Source organism: Stenotrophomonas sp. STEN056, assembly GCF_056759635.1.
The window spans coordinates 1-15,847 of record NZ_JBRRDL010000039.1 but is presented as its reverse complement, the minus strand read 5'-3'; the positions used below and the strand labels follow the sequence as shown (position 1 = coordinate 15,847).

Genomic DNA, 15,847 nt, shown 5'->3' with positions numbered 1-15,847 from the left:
CCGCGATTGTGCGCTGTTGCCGGTGGGCACTGCATCAAGGTGCATGCGTGGCTTCGTCCAAGGCACGGTTGAGCGCGATGATGTTGACGCGCGGCTGCCCGAACACGCCCCATTGGCGGCCCTGCAACTGCGCATCCACCAGCGCCTGCACGCGTTCGACCGGCCAACCGCGTGCCTGCGCCACGCGCGCGACCTGCACCTGCACGCCGGCGGGGGACAGTTCCGGGTCCATGCCGCTGCCCGACTGGGTGACCAGTTCGCCGGGCACCCTGGCGGCGTCGATGTTCTCGCGTGCGGCCACCACCGTGGTGGCCTCGGCGACACGCTTGATCAGCTCCGGATTGCTGCGCGCCAGGTTGCTGCCCGCTGCGGCCATCGGGTCGTAGTTGGCGGCCGATGGGCGGGTCTGGAAGTAACCCTCGCCACTGAACGGCTGCGCCACCCGCAACGATGCGCGCACCGCGCCGTCGGCATCGCGGACCAGGCTGCCATCGGCCTGTGCCGGGAACAGCGTCCCCGCCGCGCCGGTGGCAACCAGTGCGTAGACCAGGCCGGTGCCGAGCAGGCCGAACAACGACAGGCCGATGGCGGGGCGCCACAGCGGATTGCGGGCGCGCGTGTTGGACGTTGTGATTGAGTGGTTCATGCGCCGAATACCAGTGCGAGAAGAAGGTCGATGGCCTTGATGGCCGCAAACGGCAGCAGCACGCCGCCCAGTCCGTAGACCAGCATGTTCCGCCGCAGCAGCGCAGTGGCGGTGGCCGGACGGAAGCGCACGCCGCGCAGGGCCAGCGGAATCAATGCGGGAATCACCAGCGCGTTGAAGATCAGCGCCGCCAGCACCGCGTTGCGTGGGCTGGACAGCTGCATCACATCCAGCGCGGCCATCGACGGCACCGCCGCCACAAACAATGCCGGCAGGATTGCGAAGTACTTGGACACGTCATTGGCCAGCGAGAAGGTGGTCAGCGCGCCACGGGTGATCAGCTGCTGCTTGCCCACTTCCACCACCGCCAGCAGTTTGGCCGGGTCCGAGTCCAGGTCGACCATGTTGCCGGCCTCCTTGGCCGCCTGCGTGCCGGAGTTCATCGCCAGGCCGATGTCGGCCTGCGCCAATGCCGGGGCATCGTTGGTGCCGTCGCCGACCATGGCGACCAGACGACCACCGGCCTGCTCGCTGCGGATGCGTGCCAGCTTGTCCTCGGGTTTGGCCTGGGCGATGTAATCGTCCACGCCGGCTTCAGCGGCAATGGCCGCGGCGGTGAGCGGGTTGTCGCCGGTGATCATCACCGTGCGGATACCCATTGCCCGCAGCTGTGCGAATTTCTCGCGCATGCCGTGCTTGACCACGTCGGCCAGCTCCACCACACCCAGCACGTGCCGGCCTTCGCACACCACCAGCGGTGTAGCGCCACCGCGTGCCACCTGGTCCACGCGTGCCTGCAGTTCGTTGGGCACGTTGCCGCCAAGCGCGAGCACATGCGCGGTGATGGCATCGGCCGCGCCTTTGCGAATGCGACGGCTGCCGTTCAGATCAACGCCGGACATGCGCGTTTGCGCGGTGAAATTCAGATACTCCGCGCGATCCGGTTCGGCTGTACCGCAGCCCTGCTCGCGGGCCAGGCGCACGATGGATTTGCCTTCCGGCGTCGGGTCGGCCAATGAGGACAGCAGCGCGGCCTCACGCAGTTGCGCGGCGTCGATGCCGGCCAGGGGATGGAACGCGGTGGCCTGGCGGTCGCCGTAGGTGATGGTGCCGGTCTTGTCGAGCAGCAGCACATCCACGTCGCCGGCCACTTCCACCGCCTTGCCGGACTTGGCCAGCACATTGGCCTGCAACGCACGGTTCATGCCGGCAATGCCGATGGCCGGCAACAGGCCGCCGATGGTGGTTGGAATCAGGCACACCAGCAGCGCGATCAGCAGCAGCGGGTCGAGCGTGACGCCGACGAACCCGGCAATGGCCGGCAGCGTCGCCACCACCACCAGAAAGGTCAGCGACATCGCCGCCAGCAACAGGGTCAGCGCGATCTCGTTGGGTGTCTTCTGCCGGTTGGCACCTTCCACCAACGCGATCATGCGGTCCAGGAAGCTGTGGCCCGGCTCGGCGGTGATGCGCACGACAATTTCATCGGACAGCACCTTGGTGCCGCCGATCACGCCGGAGCGGTCGGTGTTGGCTTCGCGCAGCACCGGCGCTGATTCGCCGGTGACGGCGGCTTCGTTGATGGTGGCCAGGCCGCGCACGATCTCGCCATCGGCCGGCACGAATTCGCCGGCACTGACAATCACGTGATCACCGGGGTGCAGCTCGGCGGCGGCAACTTTCTCTTCGCTTGCGCCGGCCAGTGCCGTGGCCAGGCGACGCGCCACCAGGTCCTGGCGGGCACGCCGCAGTGAAGCGGCCTGACCGCGGCCACGCGCTTCGGCCACGGCTTCGGCGAAATTGCCGAACAGCACCGTCACCAGCAGGATCGCGGTGACTGCCAGGCCAAAGCCCAGCGGCGCGTTGCCGCTGAGGGTGAGCAGCAATGCCAGCAGCGTACCGGCCATGACCACGGCCATCACCGGGTTGTGCAGCAGGTGCATCGGTGCCAGCTTGCGCACCGATTCCCGCAGCGCCCGGCGCCAGCCGGCGGCATCGAGCAGGGTGGGGCGCCGCGAGGCGGCGGAAGAAGCAGAAGCGTTCATGGAGGTGTTCATGGTGAGAGGGTTCCCTGCAGCGACGACAGGCTGAGGTGGTCGGCCACCGGGCCAAGCACCAGCGCCGGCATGAACTGCAGCACGGTGAGGACGACGATCACGCAGACCAGGGTCAGGGCGAAGGTCGGGGTTTCGATCTGCAGGCTGCCCGCGCTCTGCGGCGCCTGCCGTTTTGCGGCCAGTTGCGCGGCGATGACCAGCGGGATGATCAGGATCGGGAAACGCCCCAATACCAGCACCAGCGCGCAGCTCAGGTTCCACCACACGGTGTTGTCGGCCAGCCCTTCAAAACCCGAGCCGTTGTTCGCGTACGCAGAGACGTACTCATAGAACACTTGGCTGATGCCGTGGAAGCCGGGGTTGGACGTACCGGCCAGGCCGGGGATGGCGAGCGTCAATGCGGTCAGGCCAAGCAGGGTGATCGGCTGCAGCAGCACCAGCACGGCCAGCAGTCGCACCTGCGGGGTTTCCAGCTTGCGGCCGAACAACTCGGGCGTACGCCCGGTCATCAAGCCGGCCAGGAACACCGCCATCAGGATGTAAACGATGAACTGCTGCAGGCCGCAGCCGATGCCGCCCCAGATGGCACTGACCAGCATGTTGACCAGCGACACCATGCCGGTCAGCGGGCTCATCGAATCCTGCATGCCGTTGACCGAGCCGTTCTGCACCTGCGTGGTGAGCGTGGCCCACAAGGCGGTGCCGTCGGAGCCAAAGCGCGTCTCCTTGCCTTCCATCAGCAATGCGCTGGCCGCGGTGGCGCTGTGGCTTTCCAACCACAGGCTGGCGGCGGTGGACAGCAATGACATGCCGAGCATGCAGCCGAACACCAGCGCGCCGAACTTACGCCGGCCGGTGAAGCTGCCGATCATGAAAATGATGGTGATCGGGATCAGCAGAATGCCGATCATTTCCAGCGCGTTGGACAGCGGCGTCGGGTTTTCCAGCGGCACGCTGCTGTTGGGCCCATACCAGCCACCGCCATTGGCGCCGAGCTGCTTGGCCGCGACCATTGCGGCGACCGGGCCGAGCGGGATCTTCTGCGTTTCCATGCCGGCACTGGCATCGATCGGCGTGGCCTGCGGGCCTGCAGCCAGCGTTGACGGCACGCCCTGCCAGGTCAGCAGCAACGTCCATACCAGGCACAACGGCAGCAGGAAGCGCAGGCACAGGCGCACCACGTCGGCGTAGTAATTGCCCACGCTGACGCGCACCGGCGTGCTCGTGTCGGCATTGGTGGCCGGAGCCTTGGTGAACAGCGCCCGCAGCGTGGCCACCGCCAATGCCAGGCCCATCATCGGCGTGATCACCTGCAGGCCGGTGATGCCGGTCATCTGCGACAGATACGACAACTGCGCCTGGCCGCTGTAGTGCTGCTGATTGGTGTTGGTCAGGAACGACACCATCGTGTGCAGCGCGGTATCCCAACGCAGGTTGGGGATGTTGTCCGGGTTGAACGGCAGCCAGGCCTGGGTCATGAACACGGCCATGGTCAACACGGCCAGCACCGCATTGCTGATCAGGAAGGCGAGCACATAGCTGCGCCAGGACATGGAATGTTTCGGGTCCACGCCGAGCACGCGGTACAGCGGCTTTTCGATCCAATGGAACAGCACGTCGATACGCATCGGCGTACCGCGCATCAACCGCGCCAGGTACAGGCCCAACGGCCAGGCCAGCGCGATGCTGGCCAGAAGGATGACAAGGGTTTCGGTCACGGCACGCTCCTCAGAACGACTCGGGTCGCAGGACCGCGTACAGCAGATAGGCAGCGGCGATCAGCACCACTACGCCGCACAACAGGGAAAGCCAGCCGGGCATGGAAACCTCGATATCAGGACGGGCGCCGGTGCAGCCGGCACATCGCGTCGATGGAAGGGCGGGACAGCGGCAACGCACACGCGTGCCGATCACCCCGATCAGGACCGGCATCGTCCTCCCGCAGGGCGTAAACGTTCGACGTCCAGAGCATGGGAACAGCGTAAAAACGCCGTAAAAAGGCTGCGTCACGCAGGTTGGAAAGTGCCAACAGACAAGGTGCTGTCGCTGTCGCTGCAGTAGCTGCGGCTGTGGCTGTTGCTGTTGCTTAAAGCCCCTCTCCCCTTGCGGGAGAGGGGTTGGGGAGAGGGGGCAGGACCGCCGAGCGCGGACTTGAGAAAAGGGAACCGCCAAGGCAAAAAAAAGCGGCCCGAAGGCCGCTTTGCGAAAAAGTGTGGCTGACCGGCTCAGCCCTTGGTCGTCACCGGCGCCGCAGCTGTCGTTTCCGTTGCCGGAGCAACCCCCTTCAACTCGCGATAACGCGCCAGGGTTTCGGCGATCTCCACTTCCAGCGTCTGCCGCTGCTGCTCGAAGGCCGCCTGCAGGCGCAACTGCGCCAACAGCTCGTTGTGGCGCTGGCGGATTTCCCCGGCCTGCTTGTCCGACACTTTCTGCCCGGCCAGCTCCTTGTTGCCGGCCGACAGCAGCTGTGTGGCCAGCGCCTCGCGCAGGCTGGTCACGTTGTAGTCGGCGGTCTTGATGTTGTTGTCGACAATCGCGGTGCGCTCGTTGAACACCCGCCGCAACGCATCCTCGCTGCCATAGGTGGCCAACATCGCCTGCTCGGTACGCTTGCGGGTTTCAAGCGCTGCAGCGTCCACCTGCGCCTGGGCCTGTTCCAGCGCGGCATCTGCGCGCTCTTCGCTGGTGAGCGCGCGTTCCACATCGGCGCTGCGCAGGCCGCTGCGGGCATTGAACTCCTGCCGCGCACTGTTCACTGCTTCTGCCGGCAAGGTGTCCGAACAGATGCGTTCGCCGCGCGCGTTATCCCAGCAATAGAGTTTCTTGCTGGCCGCGTCCGGCTTGTTCTGCGCGGTTGCCGGCAACGCCAGCGCGGCCAGCATCAACAGGCCCGTGGCGAAACTGGTCTTGGATGAAATTGGCCCCATGGCAGCCCCCTGCTGTCAGCCGTTTGGATTGCTCCCGTAGCGGGCGCGATAGGCCAGCAACGGTTCCCGATAGCCGACAAGTTCCGGGTTCCCGGAAGCGAAAGCAAGCAGGTCGGCCAGGTTGGCCACTGCGATCACCGGAATGCCGGTTTCCGCAGCCACGGCCTGGGCAGCCGAGCGGCTGTCCTGCTCGGAGGCGATTTCCTGGCGGTCCAGCGCCACCACGATGCCGGCCGGGATGCCGTTGGCTTCGCGGATGATCTGCAGCGCTTCGCGGATGGCGGTGCCGGCGGTGATCACGTCATCGACGATCAGGATGCGGCGGCCGGCCATGTCGGCACCGATCAGGCTGCCGCCCTCGCCGTGGTCCTTGGCTTCCTTGCGGTTGAAGGTCAGCGGCAGGTCGCGGCCACGGTGCGAGAACTCGCAGGCAATGGCGGTCGCCAGCGGGATGCCCTTGTAGGCCGGCCCGAACAACTGGTCGAAGGCGACCCCGGACGACTCGATGGCATCGGCATAGCAGTTGCCCAACTGGGACAGCGCCAGGCCGGTATCAAAACGGCCGGCATTGAAGAAGTACGGGCTCACGCGGCCGGACTTGAGGGTGAACTGGCCAAAGCGCAGCGCGTCGGCATTGAGCGCCAGCTGCAGAAAGCGGGAACGGTGATCACTCATGTAAATACGTTTTCTTTGTCGTTTATTGAAGGTGACTAGGTTAATGCATGGCCGCGGGGAATGCTGGCGTGGCGGCCTTTCGGCGCGGTTCCGCAGGGGCGGCGGCCTCGCGGCGAGCGCAACCGGCGGTGTCGCCCGGCGGGGTGTGCAGGCGCCCCGGCTGCCTGTTCAGGCCAGCAACTGGCGGGCCCGTGTCACCTTCTCCAGCGCATCCTGGGCAATGGGAACAAAGCCGGGCGTCAGTTGCGGGCAGGCCAGCACCTGGGCCCAGAAGTCCTGCGCGGCGGCCGCGGCAAGCAGCCATTCGGCACGCAGGTCCGGTGTGGGCAGGCTGATCTGCAACTGGCGGGGAACAATCTCGCCGCCGCTACCGGGGCGGAACAGCATCGGCAGCATGTCGTACATCGGCGCCAGCGCGAACGGACGCTCGCAGTCCAGTACCAGCGCGGCGTTGCCCAGGTGCATGTCGCTGTTGCCGATCAGCTCGCCGAACAGCGCGGCGATGCTCAGCTGCCGTGCGTCGTCTTCGCTGAGCCAGCCGTCCTGCCGCAGCTGGCGGGCAAATTGCCACCAGGCGATTCGCCCATGTCCATGGAAGTCAGCATCCAGCGCGGCGAGCGAAACGAAGCCACGCCGCCACAGGCCGGGGCCGCGGTCGAACCGTTCGGATTCCAGGAACACCCGCCCATCGGCTTCGATACGCTGGCTGTGCGCGGCCGGTACGCCGTGCGCGCGCAGCACTTCGCCGGCAATATGCTCGCAGCGCAGCAGGTCGGCCCAGCGCCGTGCCGCATCGGTATCGGCGCGTTCGCTGAACTTGACGATCACCGGCCGCAGCCGGCCGTTTTCATCAATGGTGGCGGTGAACTTGGGTTGTTCGCCGCCGGCGGAGGAGCCGGGGTTGCCGCCGGCCATTACCTCATCGGCCAAGCGCGGGTAGGTTTGCTGCCGTTCTTCGTCGGCGATGACATCCGTTGGCGCGAAAATCTGCTCCACGGCGCGCCGGTAGGCGGCATCGCCCAGCACCAGATCGCCTGGCTGATCGGTGCCGTACTGAAGAATGGCGATGGCGTAGTCATCGGCCGTCCAGTGGTCGAGCACCACGTCGGCGCCGATTTCGCCGGCAACCCGTCGCGCAAAGGCGCGGCCAAGGAAGCCCTGCGGACGCTGGTCATCGATGAACCACGGCAGGCCGGGGTAATGGCCATCGCGGTACTGGCCTGTGAAGAACGCCGGGCAGGGCACATCGGCGCTGAACAGATAGCCGCCATCATGCAGCGCCTGCAGCACGCCCAGCTGTCGCCCCTTGGATTGGCCGTCCAGGCGGTACAGTGGCCACGCACTGCCATTGCGGCCAATCGTGCGGGTGGCGGCATAGCGGGCGCTGCGGGCCTTGCCGATGCGGGCGACCTGGTCACCGGCGGCGGCAATCAACCGTGACACCGTGGGCTGGCTGACACCCAGTGCCGCACCGATCTCCGCGGCACTGGCCGAAGGGCGAGTACGCAGGAGGGAGAGCAGCGCGACAAGCTGGGGATTGGGAGTGTTCATGAATATATTATTGAATAGATATTTGAATCAATTCCGCCGAATCTCTGTTGGATTGTTCAATAAATCCATTTGAATTTATTGATGTTTTTCACTGTCTCGCTGGAGGGTACATGCTTCAGCAGCACTTCCGGTGAATAGATACTTCATTCTTTGCGCGTATTCCAGCATCGCGCGGAAGGCGTCGCACGCAAGCCGCTTCCAGCACGCTGTTCATTGGCCGGCGCTGGCAAATGAAAGCAACCGCGAGGCATGATGAGCGCCTCTTGTGCAGCACCCGGCCCAGTTGCCGTTGCTGCCTGCGCGAGGGGAATGGGTGGCCTGATTGGCCTTTATAAAACAACAAGATAGGCCAAGCATGCGCATCATCAGCTTCAACGCCAACGGCATCCGTTCGGCGACCACCAAGGGTTTCAGTGAGTGGTTCGCGCAGCAGCAGGCCGATGTGCTCTGCATCCAGGAGACCAAGGCGCAGGAGTCACAGCTGACCGACGCGCTGTTCCGCCCGGACGGCCACCATTGCTTCTACCGCGATGCCATCACCAAGAAGGGCTACAGCGGCGTGGCCATCTGGAGCCGCCGCGAACCGGACGAAGTGCGTACCGGGCTGGGCTGGGCGCCGTTCGACGACGAAGGCCGTTACATCGAGGCCCGTTTCGGCAATCTGAGCGTCGTCTCGTTCTATATCCCGTCCGGTTCCTCGGGCGAACTGCGCCAGGGGTTCAAGTTCGAGGTGATGGAGTGGCTGCGCCCGCTGCTGGACGAGTGGCTGGCCAGTGGCCGTGACTACGTGCTGTGCGGCGACTGGAACATCGTGCGCAGCGCGCTGGACATCAAGAACTGGAAGTCCAACCAGAAGAATTCCGGCTGCCTGCCCGAGGAGCGGGACTGGCTGAACGGCCTGTGTGCGGATCTCCCGGAACACGCCGACCCCGCCAGCGGCCGTGGCTGGGTGGATGCCTACCGCGCGCTGCATCCGGAAGGCCAGGACTACACCTGGTGGAGCAACCGCGGCGCGGCCCGCGCCAACAACGTCGGTTGGCGCATCGACTATCAGTTCGCCACGCCCGGCCTGCGTGAACGCCTGCGCAGCTGTTCCATCTACACCGAGCAACGCTTCTCCGACCACGCGCCGTTCATCGTGGACTACGACCTGTGACCCAAGCCATCGCGGAAACCCCGCACGGGCTGCAACGCCTGCGGCGGCTGTTCGTGATCCTGTTGCTGGGCTTTGCCTCGGGCCTGCCGCTGGCGCTGACCGGCGGTGCAATGCAGGCGTGGCTGACGGTCGACGGCCTGGACCTGGTGACGCTGGGCTTCCTGTCGCTGATCGGCATTCCGTACACCTTCAAGTTTCTGTGGGCGCCGCTGATCGACCGCTTCGATCTGCCGTTGCTCGGCCGCCGACGCGGCTGGATCGTGCTGCTGCTGTTCGTGCTTGGCAGTGCGCTGCTGATGATGAGTACCTTGTCGCCGTCACGGAACCTGGCCTTGTTCGCCTCGGTCGCGGTGCTGGTGGCCTGCCTGTCGGCGACGCTGGACGTGGTCATCGACGCCTACCGCACCGATCTGCTGGAACCGGCCGAGCGCGGCCTGGGTGGTTCGCTCACCGTGCTGGGCTATCGGCTGGCGATGGTGCTGTCCGGCGGCATCACCCTGATCTGGGCCGAACAATGGCAAAGCTGGCCGCAGGTGTACCGGGTGATGGCCGGGCTGTCGGTCGCCGTCGGCGCGCTGGCGCTGCTGTTGATGCCGCAGCTGCCGGAGCGCTTCAAGGCGCCGGTCTCCAAGGCCAGTGGCGAGCTGTGGGGTTTCCTGGCGCTGGTGGTCGGTGTCGGCGTGGGCGCCTGGTTGGCCCATCAATTGCTGGTGCTGCTGGGGCTGGACCCGGACAGCAGCGACCGCTGGGTGCGGCTGGTGTTCGTCGTCACCCAGATTGCCGCGGCCATGACGCTGGGCCTGGGCGCCACCCGCTGGGTGCGCTTTGAAACGCTCAACGCCTCGCTGCGCAGCTACTTCAGCATGCGGGGGGCCGGGGCGTTCCTGGCCCTGGTGGTGTTGTACAAAGTGGGCGATGCGTTCGCCTTGAGCCTGTCCACGCCGTTCCTGCTCAAGGGCATGCTTTTCAGCCAGTCGGAAGTGGGCCTGGCCAACAAGACCATCGGCCTGCTGATGACGATAGTCGGCGCCATCGTCGGCGGCTTCTTCCTGCTGCGCCTGCGTCTGTCCACGGCGGTCATCGTCTTCGGCGTGCTGCAGCTGGTTTCGAACCTGGGCTTCTACCTGCTGGCGCGCGAGGGCGCGGGCGCCTGGGGCGCGGTGGAAGTGCCAGCCTTCAACCTGCTGATCGTGCACCTGGACCAGCCCACGCCCGTGGATGGCCTGCTGCTGTTCGCGCTGAGCCTGGACAACTTCGCCGGCGGCATGGGCACGGCGGCATTCGTGGCCTTGCTCAGCGGCCTGTGCGGTACGCGGTTCTCGGCGACGCACTACGCCTTGCTATCGGCTTTCGCCACGCTGGGGCGGGTGTTTGTTGGCCCGTTTGCTGGCGTTTTGGCCGATGCCTATGGCTGGAAGGTGTTCTTCCTGGTGTCGGTGGTGGTCGGTATTCCGGGCCTGCTGATGGCCTGGTGGCTGCGCCGCGAGGTGGATGCCACCACCCAGCTCAATCGGTCAGCCTGAATGGTATGGGGCCGGGCGCGATTGAATCTGGCGCCCGGCTCACCGATCATGCGGTCGGGGGGATCCACCGGACAGCTGATGTGAATGACATGGCCGACGTGATCTTGCGGGACATCAACCCGCTCTTGCTTGAACGTATCCGCCGCCTTTCCGTGGCGCGCGGATGGACCCGGGAACACACCTGCCTGGTTCTGCTGGAACAGGGTCTGTTCGCCAGTGAGCATGAAGTACGCAACGGCTTTGAGAACCGCGAAGTCGAGGCCCTGACCGAAGCCATCCAGGCCCTGCGCGCGCTGCCAGCGGGCGACAGCCCGTAGTCCAACGGCAATGTGTGAACTACCCCCTTCCGCGGCGTGCGGAAGCAGCCGGCCGCAAGCTTGAGTTTTCCCTTCTCCCGTTAACGGGATGACAACTCGGCAGGACTGCCGAGTTGCACGGCGAAGCCGCCCACCGGGTGAGGTACATGGATGTACCGAATGCAGTTGCCCGAAGAGCCTGCCCCCGCGAAGGCGCGGGGCGGATGAGGGCATCTTTTGTTTTGCTCTTGGGTGGAAATCAGCCCTCACAGCTGAGGTTCAAACAGCCCCCAACTCAGTAGCCCACCCTCACGCCAAATGAATCGCCCCAAGAATCCGCAACCCGCGCGCACCGCTGACGCTGGGCAGGTTCCCAGGCCGGCCGGCCAGCGTTTCATGCGCCAGCCACGCAAAGCCCATCGCTTCCATGTAATCCGGGTCCAGTCCATGCACGGCGCTTGAGTCGATCGACACGCCGGGCAAACGCGCCTGCAGCCGCTGCAGCAATTGCGGGTTACGCACACCGCCGCCGCATGCCAACACACGACGTACCTCCGGCAGGTGCGTGAGCAAGGCATCGGCCACGGTCGCTGCGGTCAGCTCCAGCAGGGTCGCCTGCACATCGGCCAGCGTGATCGCGTTGCTACCCAACTGCGCTTCCACCCATTCCAGATGAAATTGCTCGCGCCCGGTGCTCTTGGGCGGCGGCAGAGCAAACCACGGCTCGGCCAGCAGTCGCGCCAGCAGCGCTTCATCCACCCGGCCGCTGGCCGCAAACGCGCCATCGGCGTCGAACGCATGGCCCAGGTGCCGTTGGCACCAGCCATCCAGCAGGGCATTGGCCGGGCCGGTATCGAAACCACGCAGAGTGCCGTCGCGGCCGATCAGGCTCAGGTTGGCGATACCGCCCAGGTTCAACACCGCGCGGTCTTCATCGGTGCTGCCAAGCATCGCCAGATGGAAGGCCGGCATCAGCGGCGCACCATGCCCGCCTGCGGCCACATCGCGGCGGCGGAAGTCGGCCACGGTGGTGATGCCGGTCAGCTCGGCAATGCGGTTGGCGTCACCGATCTGCCAGGTGAAGGCGGGCGTAGCCAATGGCCGGTGGCGGATGGTCTGGCCATGCGAACCAATCGCCTGCACCTGCGTGCGTGGTACGCCCGCTTCATCCAGCAGTTGGTTGGCGGCATTGGCAAATGCGATGCCGACCTGTGCGTCCAGCTGTCCCAGCGCATCCAGCGATGCGAGCTCGCGGCCTTGGCCAAGGGCAATCAACGCCTGCCGCGTCGGCGCATCCCAGGCATAGGTGTGCCCATGCACGAAGCGGCATCCGCCTTCGGCGGGAAACTGCACCAACGCCGCATCAATGCCATCGGCACTGGTGCCGGACATCAGGCCAAGGAACAGCGGCAACTGTGGATCGCATTGCGTCATGGGGGGCCTGCAAAGCAAACGGGCAGGGAAGCTTCATGCTCCCTGCCCGTGGCGTCAACGCGTAGTGGCGGACTCAGCCGCGCTTGCTGGCCGGCGCAGGTGCGGTGGCCGGCGGCGCAGCGCTGGCAGTGCGCTTGTCATCCGTGGGTTTGTCATCGCGGGCATCGGCATAGATGAGTTCTTCCATGCCCTGGATGCGCGCCATCGCCGGCGAGGTCTGTGCGCGGAAGGCTGCCAGTTCGGCACCCTTCAGGGGTTCGGCCGGCGGCATCGTCACCGACAGCGGATTGCGATGCTGGCCATTGACGCGGAATTCGTAGTGCAGGTGCGGGCCGGTGGCCAGGCCCGTGGAGCCGACATAGCCGATGACATCACCCTGGTTCACGCGCTGGCCGGTGCGGTAGCGCCCAAAGCGGGACATATGGCCGTACAGCGTGGTGTGGCCGCGGCCGTGATCCAGGATCACCACGTTGCCATAGCCACGCTGGGTGCCGGCAAACTGCACGCGTGCATCGCCTGCGGCCATGATCGGCGTGCCGGTGCGCGCGGCGTAGTCCACGCCCTTGTGCATGCGCATCGTGCCCAGCACCGGGTGGCGCCGCGAGCCGAAGTTGGAACTGAGCCGCGCGAACTGGATGGGCGAGCGGATGAAGCTCTTCTTCAGCGGCCGCCCATTGAGATCGTAGTACTCCGACTTGCCGCTACGTTCGAAGCGGAAGCCGGTGTAGGTCTTGCCCCCGGTGGTGAACGTCGCCGCCAGGATCTTGCTGGTATCGATGCGCTCGCCTTCGCGCCAGGTCTCGTCCATCACCACGCTGAAGCGATCGCCTTTTTGCAGATCCTTGGAGAAGTCGATGTCGTATTTGAAGATGTCGTCGGTCATCGTCGCAATGGCCGATGGCGACAGGCCGGCGCGGCGCGCGGCGGCATAAAGCGAGCTGGTGATCTCGCCGCTGGTTACCACGGTGCGCGTGCTGGTGGCACGTTCCAGTACCTTCTCGTGGATCTGTTCGCCCTGCAGTTCCAGCTCCACGCGGTGGTTGGCATCGCGGTCGAAGCGCAGGGTGCGCAGCGCGCCATTCACCGGCAGGTCGAAGGCGATTTCAGCGCCGGGGCGGAGCTTGGTCAGTGCCTGGCGGGTGCCGGGGTGTTCCAGCACGCGGTGCATCACCGTCGCCGGCACGCCGGCTGCTGCAAACAGGTCACTCAAAGTCTGGCCGCGCTGCACCCGCAGGATCTGCCAGCTGTCGCCGGGCGTTTCACCACGGCGGGCCAAGGACAACGGCGGCAACGGCAATGCCAGTGTCGAATGCGGCGACGGCAGCGTTGTATCGATGGCATTGGAAAAACCGGGGACGATGGTCGCGGCCAGCGCGCCGATCGTCACGAACAGGCTGGCGTGGATCCAGTGCCGCCGGGTCCAGCGTTCATTGAACGCAGCCGGGAGATGGTGCTTGAGCCTCCGATGCAGGGCGGTGTCGTGCAGGACATTGAGTCGTTCCTGGAAGCGCTGCTTGCGCGCCTGGCCATGATCGGATTGTGGCATCGGTCGGTTCTCTGGTCGGCCCGGATCGCGGGCCCAAACGCGGTTAACATAGACACCTATCAATACCGCGTCAAACCATTGAGCCGCATGGCTTTTCGATCAGTTAACGTGGTTAACTTGTACTTAACACCATTCATGTTTTTGACGGCGAAGCCGGGAGTTTTAGCGTGTCCTCGATTGATGAAGCCCTTGCCCTGATCGGCCGCGGTGCCGATGAGATCCTCAAAGTGGAAGAGCTGCGCCAGCGTCTGGAAAGCGGTCGTCCGCTGCGTGTGAAGGCCGGCTTCGACCCCACCGCACCGGATCTGCACCTGGGCCACACCGTGCTGCTGAACAAGCTGCGCCAGTTCCAGGATCTGGGCCACCAGGTGATTTTCCTGATCGGCGATTTCACCGGCATGATCGGCGATCCCTCCGGCAAGAGCCTCACCCGCAAACCGCTCAGCAAGGAAGATGTACTCGCCAACGCGCGCACTTATGAGGAGCAGGTCTTCAAGGTGCTGGACCGCGACAAGACCGAAGTCCGCTTCAACTCGGAGTGGTTCGGCAAGATGGGTGCGGCCGACATGATCCGCCTGGCTGGCCAGCACACCGTCGCCCGCATGCTTGAACGTGACGATTTCGCCAAGCGCTACGCGGCCCAGCAGTCCATTGCCATCCATGAATTCCTCTACCCGCTGGTGCAGGGCTACGACTCGGTGGCGCTGGAGGCGGACGTCGAGCTCGGCGGCACCGACCAGAAGTTCAACCTGCTGATGGGCCGCGGCCTGCAGGAACACTACGGGCAGAAGCCGCAGATCGTGCTGACCATGCCGCTGCTGGAAGGTCTGGATGGCGTCAACAAGATGTCCAAGTCGCTGGGCAACTACATCGGCATCAGCGAGCCGGCCATCGACATCGTCACCAAGACCATGAAGGTGGACGACACCTTGATGTGGCGCTGGATCGACCTGCTCAGCTTCGACATCTCCATCGCCGAAGCGCAGCAACTGCGTGTCGATGTGGAAGCCGGCAAGATCAACCCGCGCGAGATCAAGCTGCGCCTGGCGCGCGAGCTGACCACCCGTTTCCACGACGCCGCTGCGGCCGAGCAGGCCATCGCCGGCTGGAATGCCGCCGTGACCGGGCAGGGCGACATCACCCAGTTGCCGCTGCAGGAAGTCACCGTCCCGGCCGAAGGCCTGCGTATCGGCGCCTTGCTGACCGCTGCGGGCCTGACCCCGAGCAATTCCGAAGCCTCCCGCAAGCTCAAGGAGCGTGCGGTCAAGGTGGATGGCGAAGTCGTTGAAGATGCCCAGACCGTCCTGCAGCCAGGCTTCGAAGGTCTGCTGCAGGTAGGCAAGCGCACCTTCGCCCGCGTCCTGCTGGTCGCCGGCTGAGGTAAGGCGCAAGACTCAAAGCCCCTCTCCCGCAAGCGGGAGAGGGGTTGGGGTGAGGGCAGGGCGAATCCCGCATGCCTGCGTCGCACGGAACAGCCGCTCAGCAAGTCGCTTGCGGAATGCGCCGCGCACACTAAATAAGGTGTACCGGCGCAATCCATGCGTCTCCCCTGTAGGCGCTGAACAAAAGTCGGAAAAAATCTTCCACACCCCCTTCACAAAGCCGCAAAAGAAGCACATACTTTCCCTCCCCTGACGCAGGGGTCTCGCAAGAGGCGCAGCGGAAGGAAAGTTTGAAGTCACCGCCTCTCAAAAAGGTGTTGACGGAAACGAAAAGCCTGACATAATAGGCGGCTCGCTTCGGCAGGAACCTTTCGGGTTACGACAGAAGCAGCAGCGTCAACCGCCTCGAAATGAGGTGTTGACGAAGCGGAAAAGCCGGTTATAATGGGCGGCTCGCTACGACGGAAACGTCGCAGCCTACGAAGACGGCGCTGAGGCCTGATTCGAAGTTCTTTGAAAGTATGCGCAGGTATCTTGTGAGGACGCCTGCAGGAGTGGATGACTGTCCATCTTGCAGACGTTTAATCAAGCAATGATTCAATTGTTTTAATGCAAGCGAAACGTTGCCAGTGGTTGGACTTCTGCAGCTAAAGT

General features: G+C 65.0%; 13 protein-coding genes. 4 read left to right on the top strand and 9 right to left on the bottom strand.

Going from position 1 to position 15,847, the window contains the following annotated elements; all coding sequences use genetic code 11:
* Positions 1–34 precede the first annotated feature (34 nt).
* From kdpC to yjjJ, 7 genes are all read right to left on the bottom strand, one after another.
* Positions 35–646, bottom strand: a complete 612-nt coding sequence (kdpC, locus tag ACVOLO_RS15975; protein WP_481571306.1) for a potassium-transporting ATPase subunit KdpC — start codon at positions 644–646, stop codon at positions 35–37.
* On the bottom strand, positions 643–2,691 hold the full coding sequence (gene kdpB / locus ACVOLO_RS15970; RefSeq protein ID WP_481571305.1) for a potassium-transporting ATPase subunit KdpB: 2,049 nt from the start codon (positions 2,689–2,691) through the stop codon (positions 643–645). Before kdpB ends, kdpC begins: the two co-directional genes overlap by 4 nt.
* Before the next feature lie 8 nt (positions 2,692–2,699).
* Positions 2,700–4,421 carry a potassium-transporting ATPase subunit KdpA gene (gene kdpA / locus ACVOLO_RS15965; RefSeq protein ID WP_481571304.1) on the bottom strand — a complete coding sequence of 574 codons (1,722 nt, stop codon included), beginning with the start codon at positions 4,419–4,421 and terminating at the stop codon, positions 2,700–2,702.
* Positions 4,422–4,431: 10 nt separating this feature from the next.
* A complete protein-coding gene (locus ACVOLO_RS15960) occupies positions 4,432–4,524 on the bottom strand; it encodes a potassium-transporting ATPase subunit F (protein ID WP_057635969.1) in 93 nt (30 codons plus the stop codon).
* Positions 4,525–4,928: 404 nt separating this feature from the next.
* The gene (locus ACVOLO_RS15955; protein WP_481571303.1) at positions 4,929–5,630 is read right to left on the bottom strand and encodes a hypothetical protein; all 702 of its coding nucleotides are present in this window, start codon (positions 5,628–5,630) and stop codon (positions 4,929–4,931) included.
* A gap of 15 nt (positions 5,631–5,645) precedes the next feature.
* Positions 5,646–6,305 carry an orotate phosphoribosyltransferase gene (pyrE, locus tag ACVOLO_RS15950; RefSeq protein WP_481571302.1) on the bottom strand — a complete coding sequence of 220 codons (660 nt, stop codon included), beginning with the start codon at positions 6,303–6,305 and terminating at the stop codon, positions 5,646–5,648.
* Between the two features lie 168 nt (positions 6,306–6,473).
* Positions 6,474–7,856, bottom strand: a complete 1,383-nt coding sequence (gene yjjJ / locus ACVOLO_RS15945; RefSeq protein WP_481571301.1) for a type II toxin-antitoxin system HipA family toxin YjjJ — start codon at positions 7,854–7,856, stop codon at positions 6,474–6,476.
* Between the two features lie 355 nt (positions 7,857–8,211).
* Between yjjJ and ACVOLO_RS15940 the strand changes: the two genes are divergently transcribed.
* The 3 genes from ACVOLO_RS15940 to ACVOLO_RS15930 all read left to right on the top strand — a co-directional run bounded on the left by ACVOLO_RS15940 (position 8,212) and on the right by ACVOLO_RS15930 (position 10,852).
* Positions 8,212–9,012 (top strand): exodeoxyribonuclease III, encoded by an 801-nt coding sequence (locus ACVOLO_RS15940; RefSeq protein ID WP_481571300.1) that lies wholly within the window; start codon positions 8,212–8,214, stop codon positions 9,010–9,012.
* Positions 9,009–10,535, top strand: a complete 1,527-nt coding sequence (locus tag ACVOLO_RS15935) for an AmpG family muropeptide MFS transporter (RefSeq protein ID WP_481571299.1) — start codon at positions 9,009–9,011, stop codon at positions 10,533–10,535. The genes ACVOLO_RS15940 and ACVOLO_RS15935 overlap by 4 nt, the downstream gene beginning before the upstream one ends.
* Before the next feature lie 89 nt (positions 10,536–10,624).
* Complete coding sequence (locus ACVOLO_RS15930; protein ID WP_481571298.1) at positions 10,625–10,852, top strand: hypothetical protein; 228 nt, start codon at positions 10,625–10,627, stop codon at positions 10,850–10,852.
* Positions 10,853–11,140: 288 nt separating this feature from the next.
* Here the strand turns inward: ACVOLO_RS15930 and ACVOLO_RS15925 are convergent, their stop codons facing one another.
* Both ACVOLO_RS15925 and ACVOLO_RS15920 read right to left on the bottom strand, forming a co-directional pair.
* Complete coding sequence (locus tag ACVOLO_RS15925) at positions 11,141–12,265, bottom strand: anhydro-N-acetylmuramic acid kinase (protein ID WP_481571297.1); 1,125 nt, start codon at positions 12,263–12,265, stop codon at positions 11,141–11,143.
* A 73-nt stretch (positions 12,266–12,338) separates the two neighbouring features.
* Positions 12,339–13,811 (bottom strand): peptidoglycan DD-metalloendopeptidase family protein, encoded by a 1,473-nt coding sequence (locus ACVOLO_RS15920; RefSeq protein ID WP_481571296.1) that lies wholly within the window; start codon positions 13,809–13,811, stop codon positions 12,339–12,341.
* A gap of 167 nt (positions 13,812–13,978) precedes the next feature.
* On the opposite strand from ACVOLO_RS15920, the gene tyrS reads away from it, so the two are divergent.
* On the top strand, positions 13,979–15,190 hold the full coding sequence (gene tyrS, locus ACVOLO_RS15915) for a tyrosine--tRNA ligase (RefSeq protein WP_481571295.1): 1,212 nt from the start codon (positions 13,979–13,981) through the stop codon (positions 15,188–15,190).
* Positions 15,191–15,847 lie beyond the last annotated feature (657 nt).

Bases quoted from the DNA above. Each gene is read 5' to 3' on its own strand.
- kdpC (WP_481571306.1), bottom strand. From the start codon at position 646: ATGAACCACTCAATCACAACGTCCAACACGCGCGCCCGCAATCCGCTG.
- ACVOLO_RS15955 (WP_481571303.1), bottom strand. From the start codon at position 5,630: ATGGGGCCAATTTCATCCAAGACCAGTTTCGCCACGGGCCTGTTGATG.
- yjjJ (WP_481571301.1), bottom strand. From the start codon at position 7,856: ATGAACACTCCCAATCCCCAGCTTGTCGCGCTGCTCTCCCTCCTGCGT.
- ACVOLO_RS15925 (WP_481571297.1), bottom strand. From the start codon at position 12,265: ATGACGCAATGCGATCCACAGTTGCCGCTGTTCCTTGGCCTGATGTCC.
- kdpB (WP_481571305.1), bottom strand. From the start codon at position 2,691: ATGAACGCTTCTGCTTCTTCCGCCGCCTCGCGGCGCCCCACCCTGCTC.
- ACVOLO_RS15960 (WP_057635969.1), bottom strand. From the start codon at position 4,524: ATGCCCGGCTGGCTTTCCCTGTTGTGCGGCGTAGTGGTGCTGATCGCC.
- pyrE (WP_481571302.1), bottom strand. From the start codon at position 6,305: ATGAGTGATCACCGTTCCCGCTTTCTGCAGCTGGCGCTCAATGCCGAC.
- ACVOLO_RS15930 (WP_481571298.1), top strand. From the start codon at position 10,625: ATGGCCGACGTGATCTTGCGGGACATCAACCCGCTCTTGCTTGAACGT.
- ACVOLO_RS15920 (WP_481571296.1), bottom strand. From the start codon at position 13,811: ATGCCACAATCCGATCATGGCCAGGCGCGCAAGCAGCGCTTCCAGGAA.
- ACVOLO_RS15940 (WP_481571300.1), top strand. From the start codon at position 8,212: ATGCGCATCATCAGCTTCAACGCCAACGGCATCCGTTCGGCGACCACC.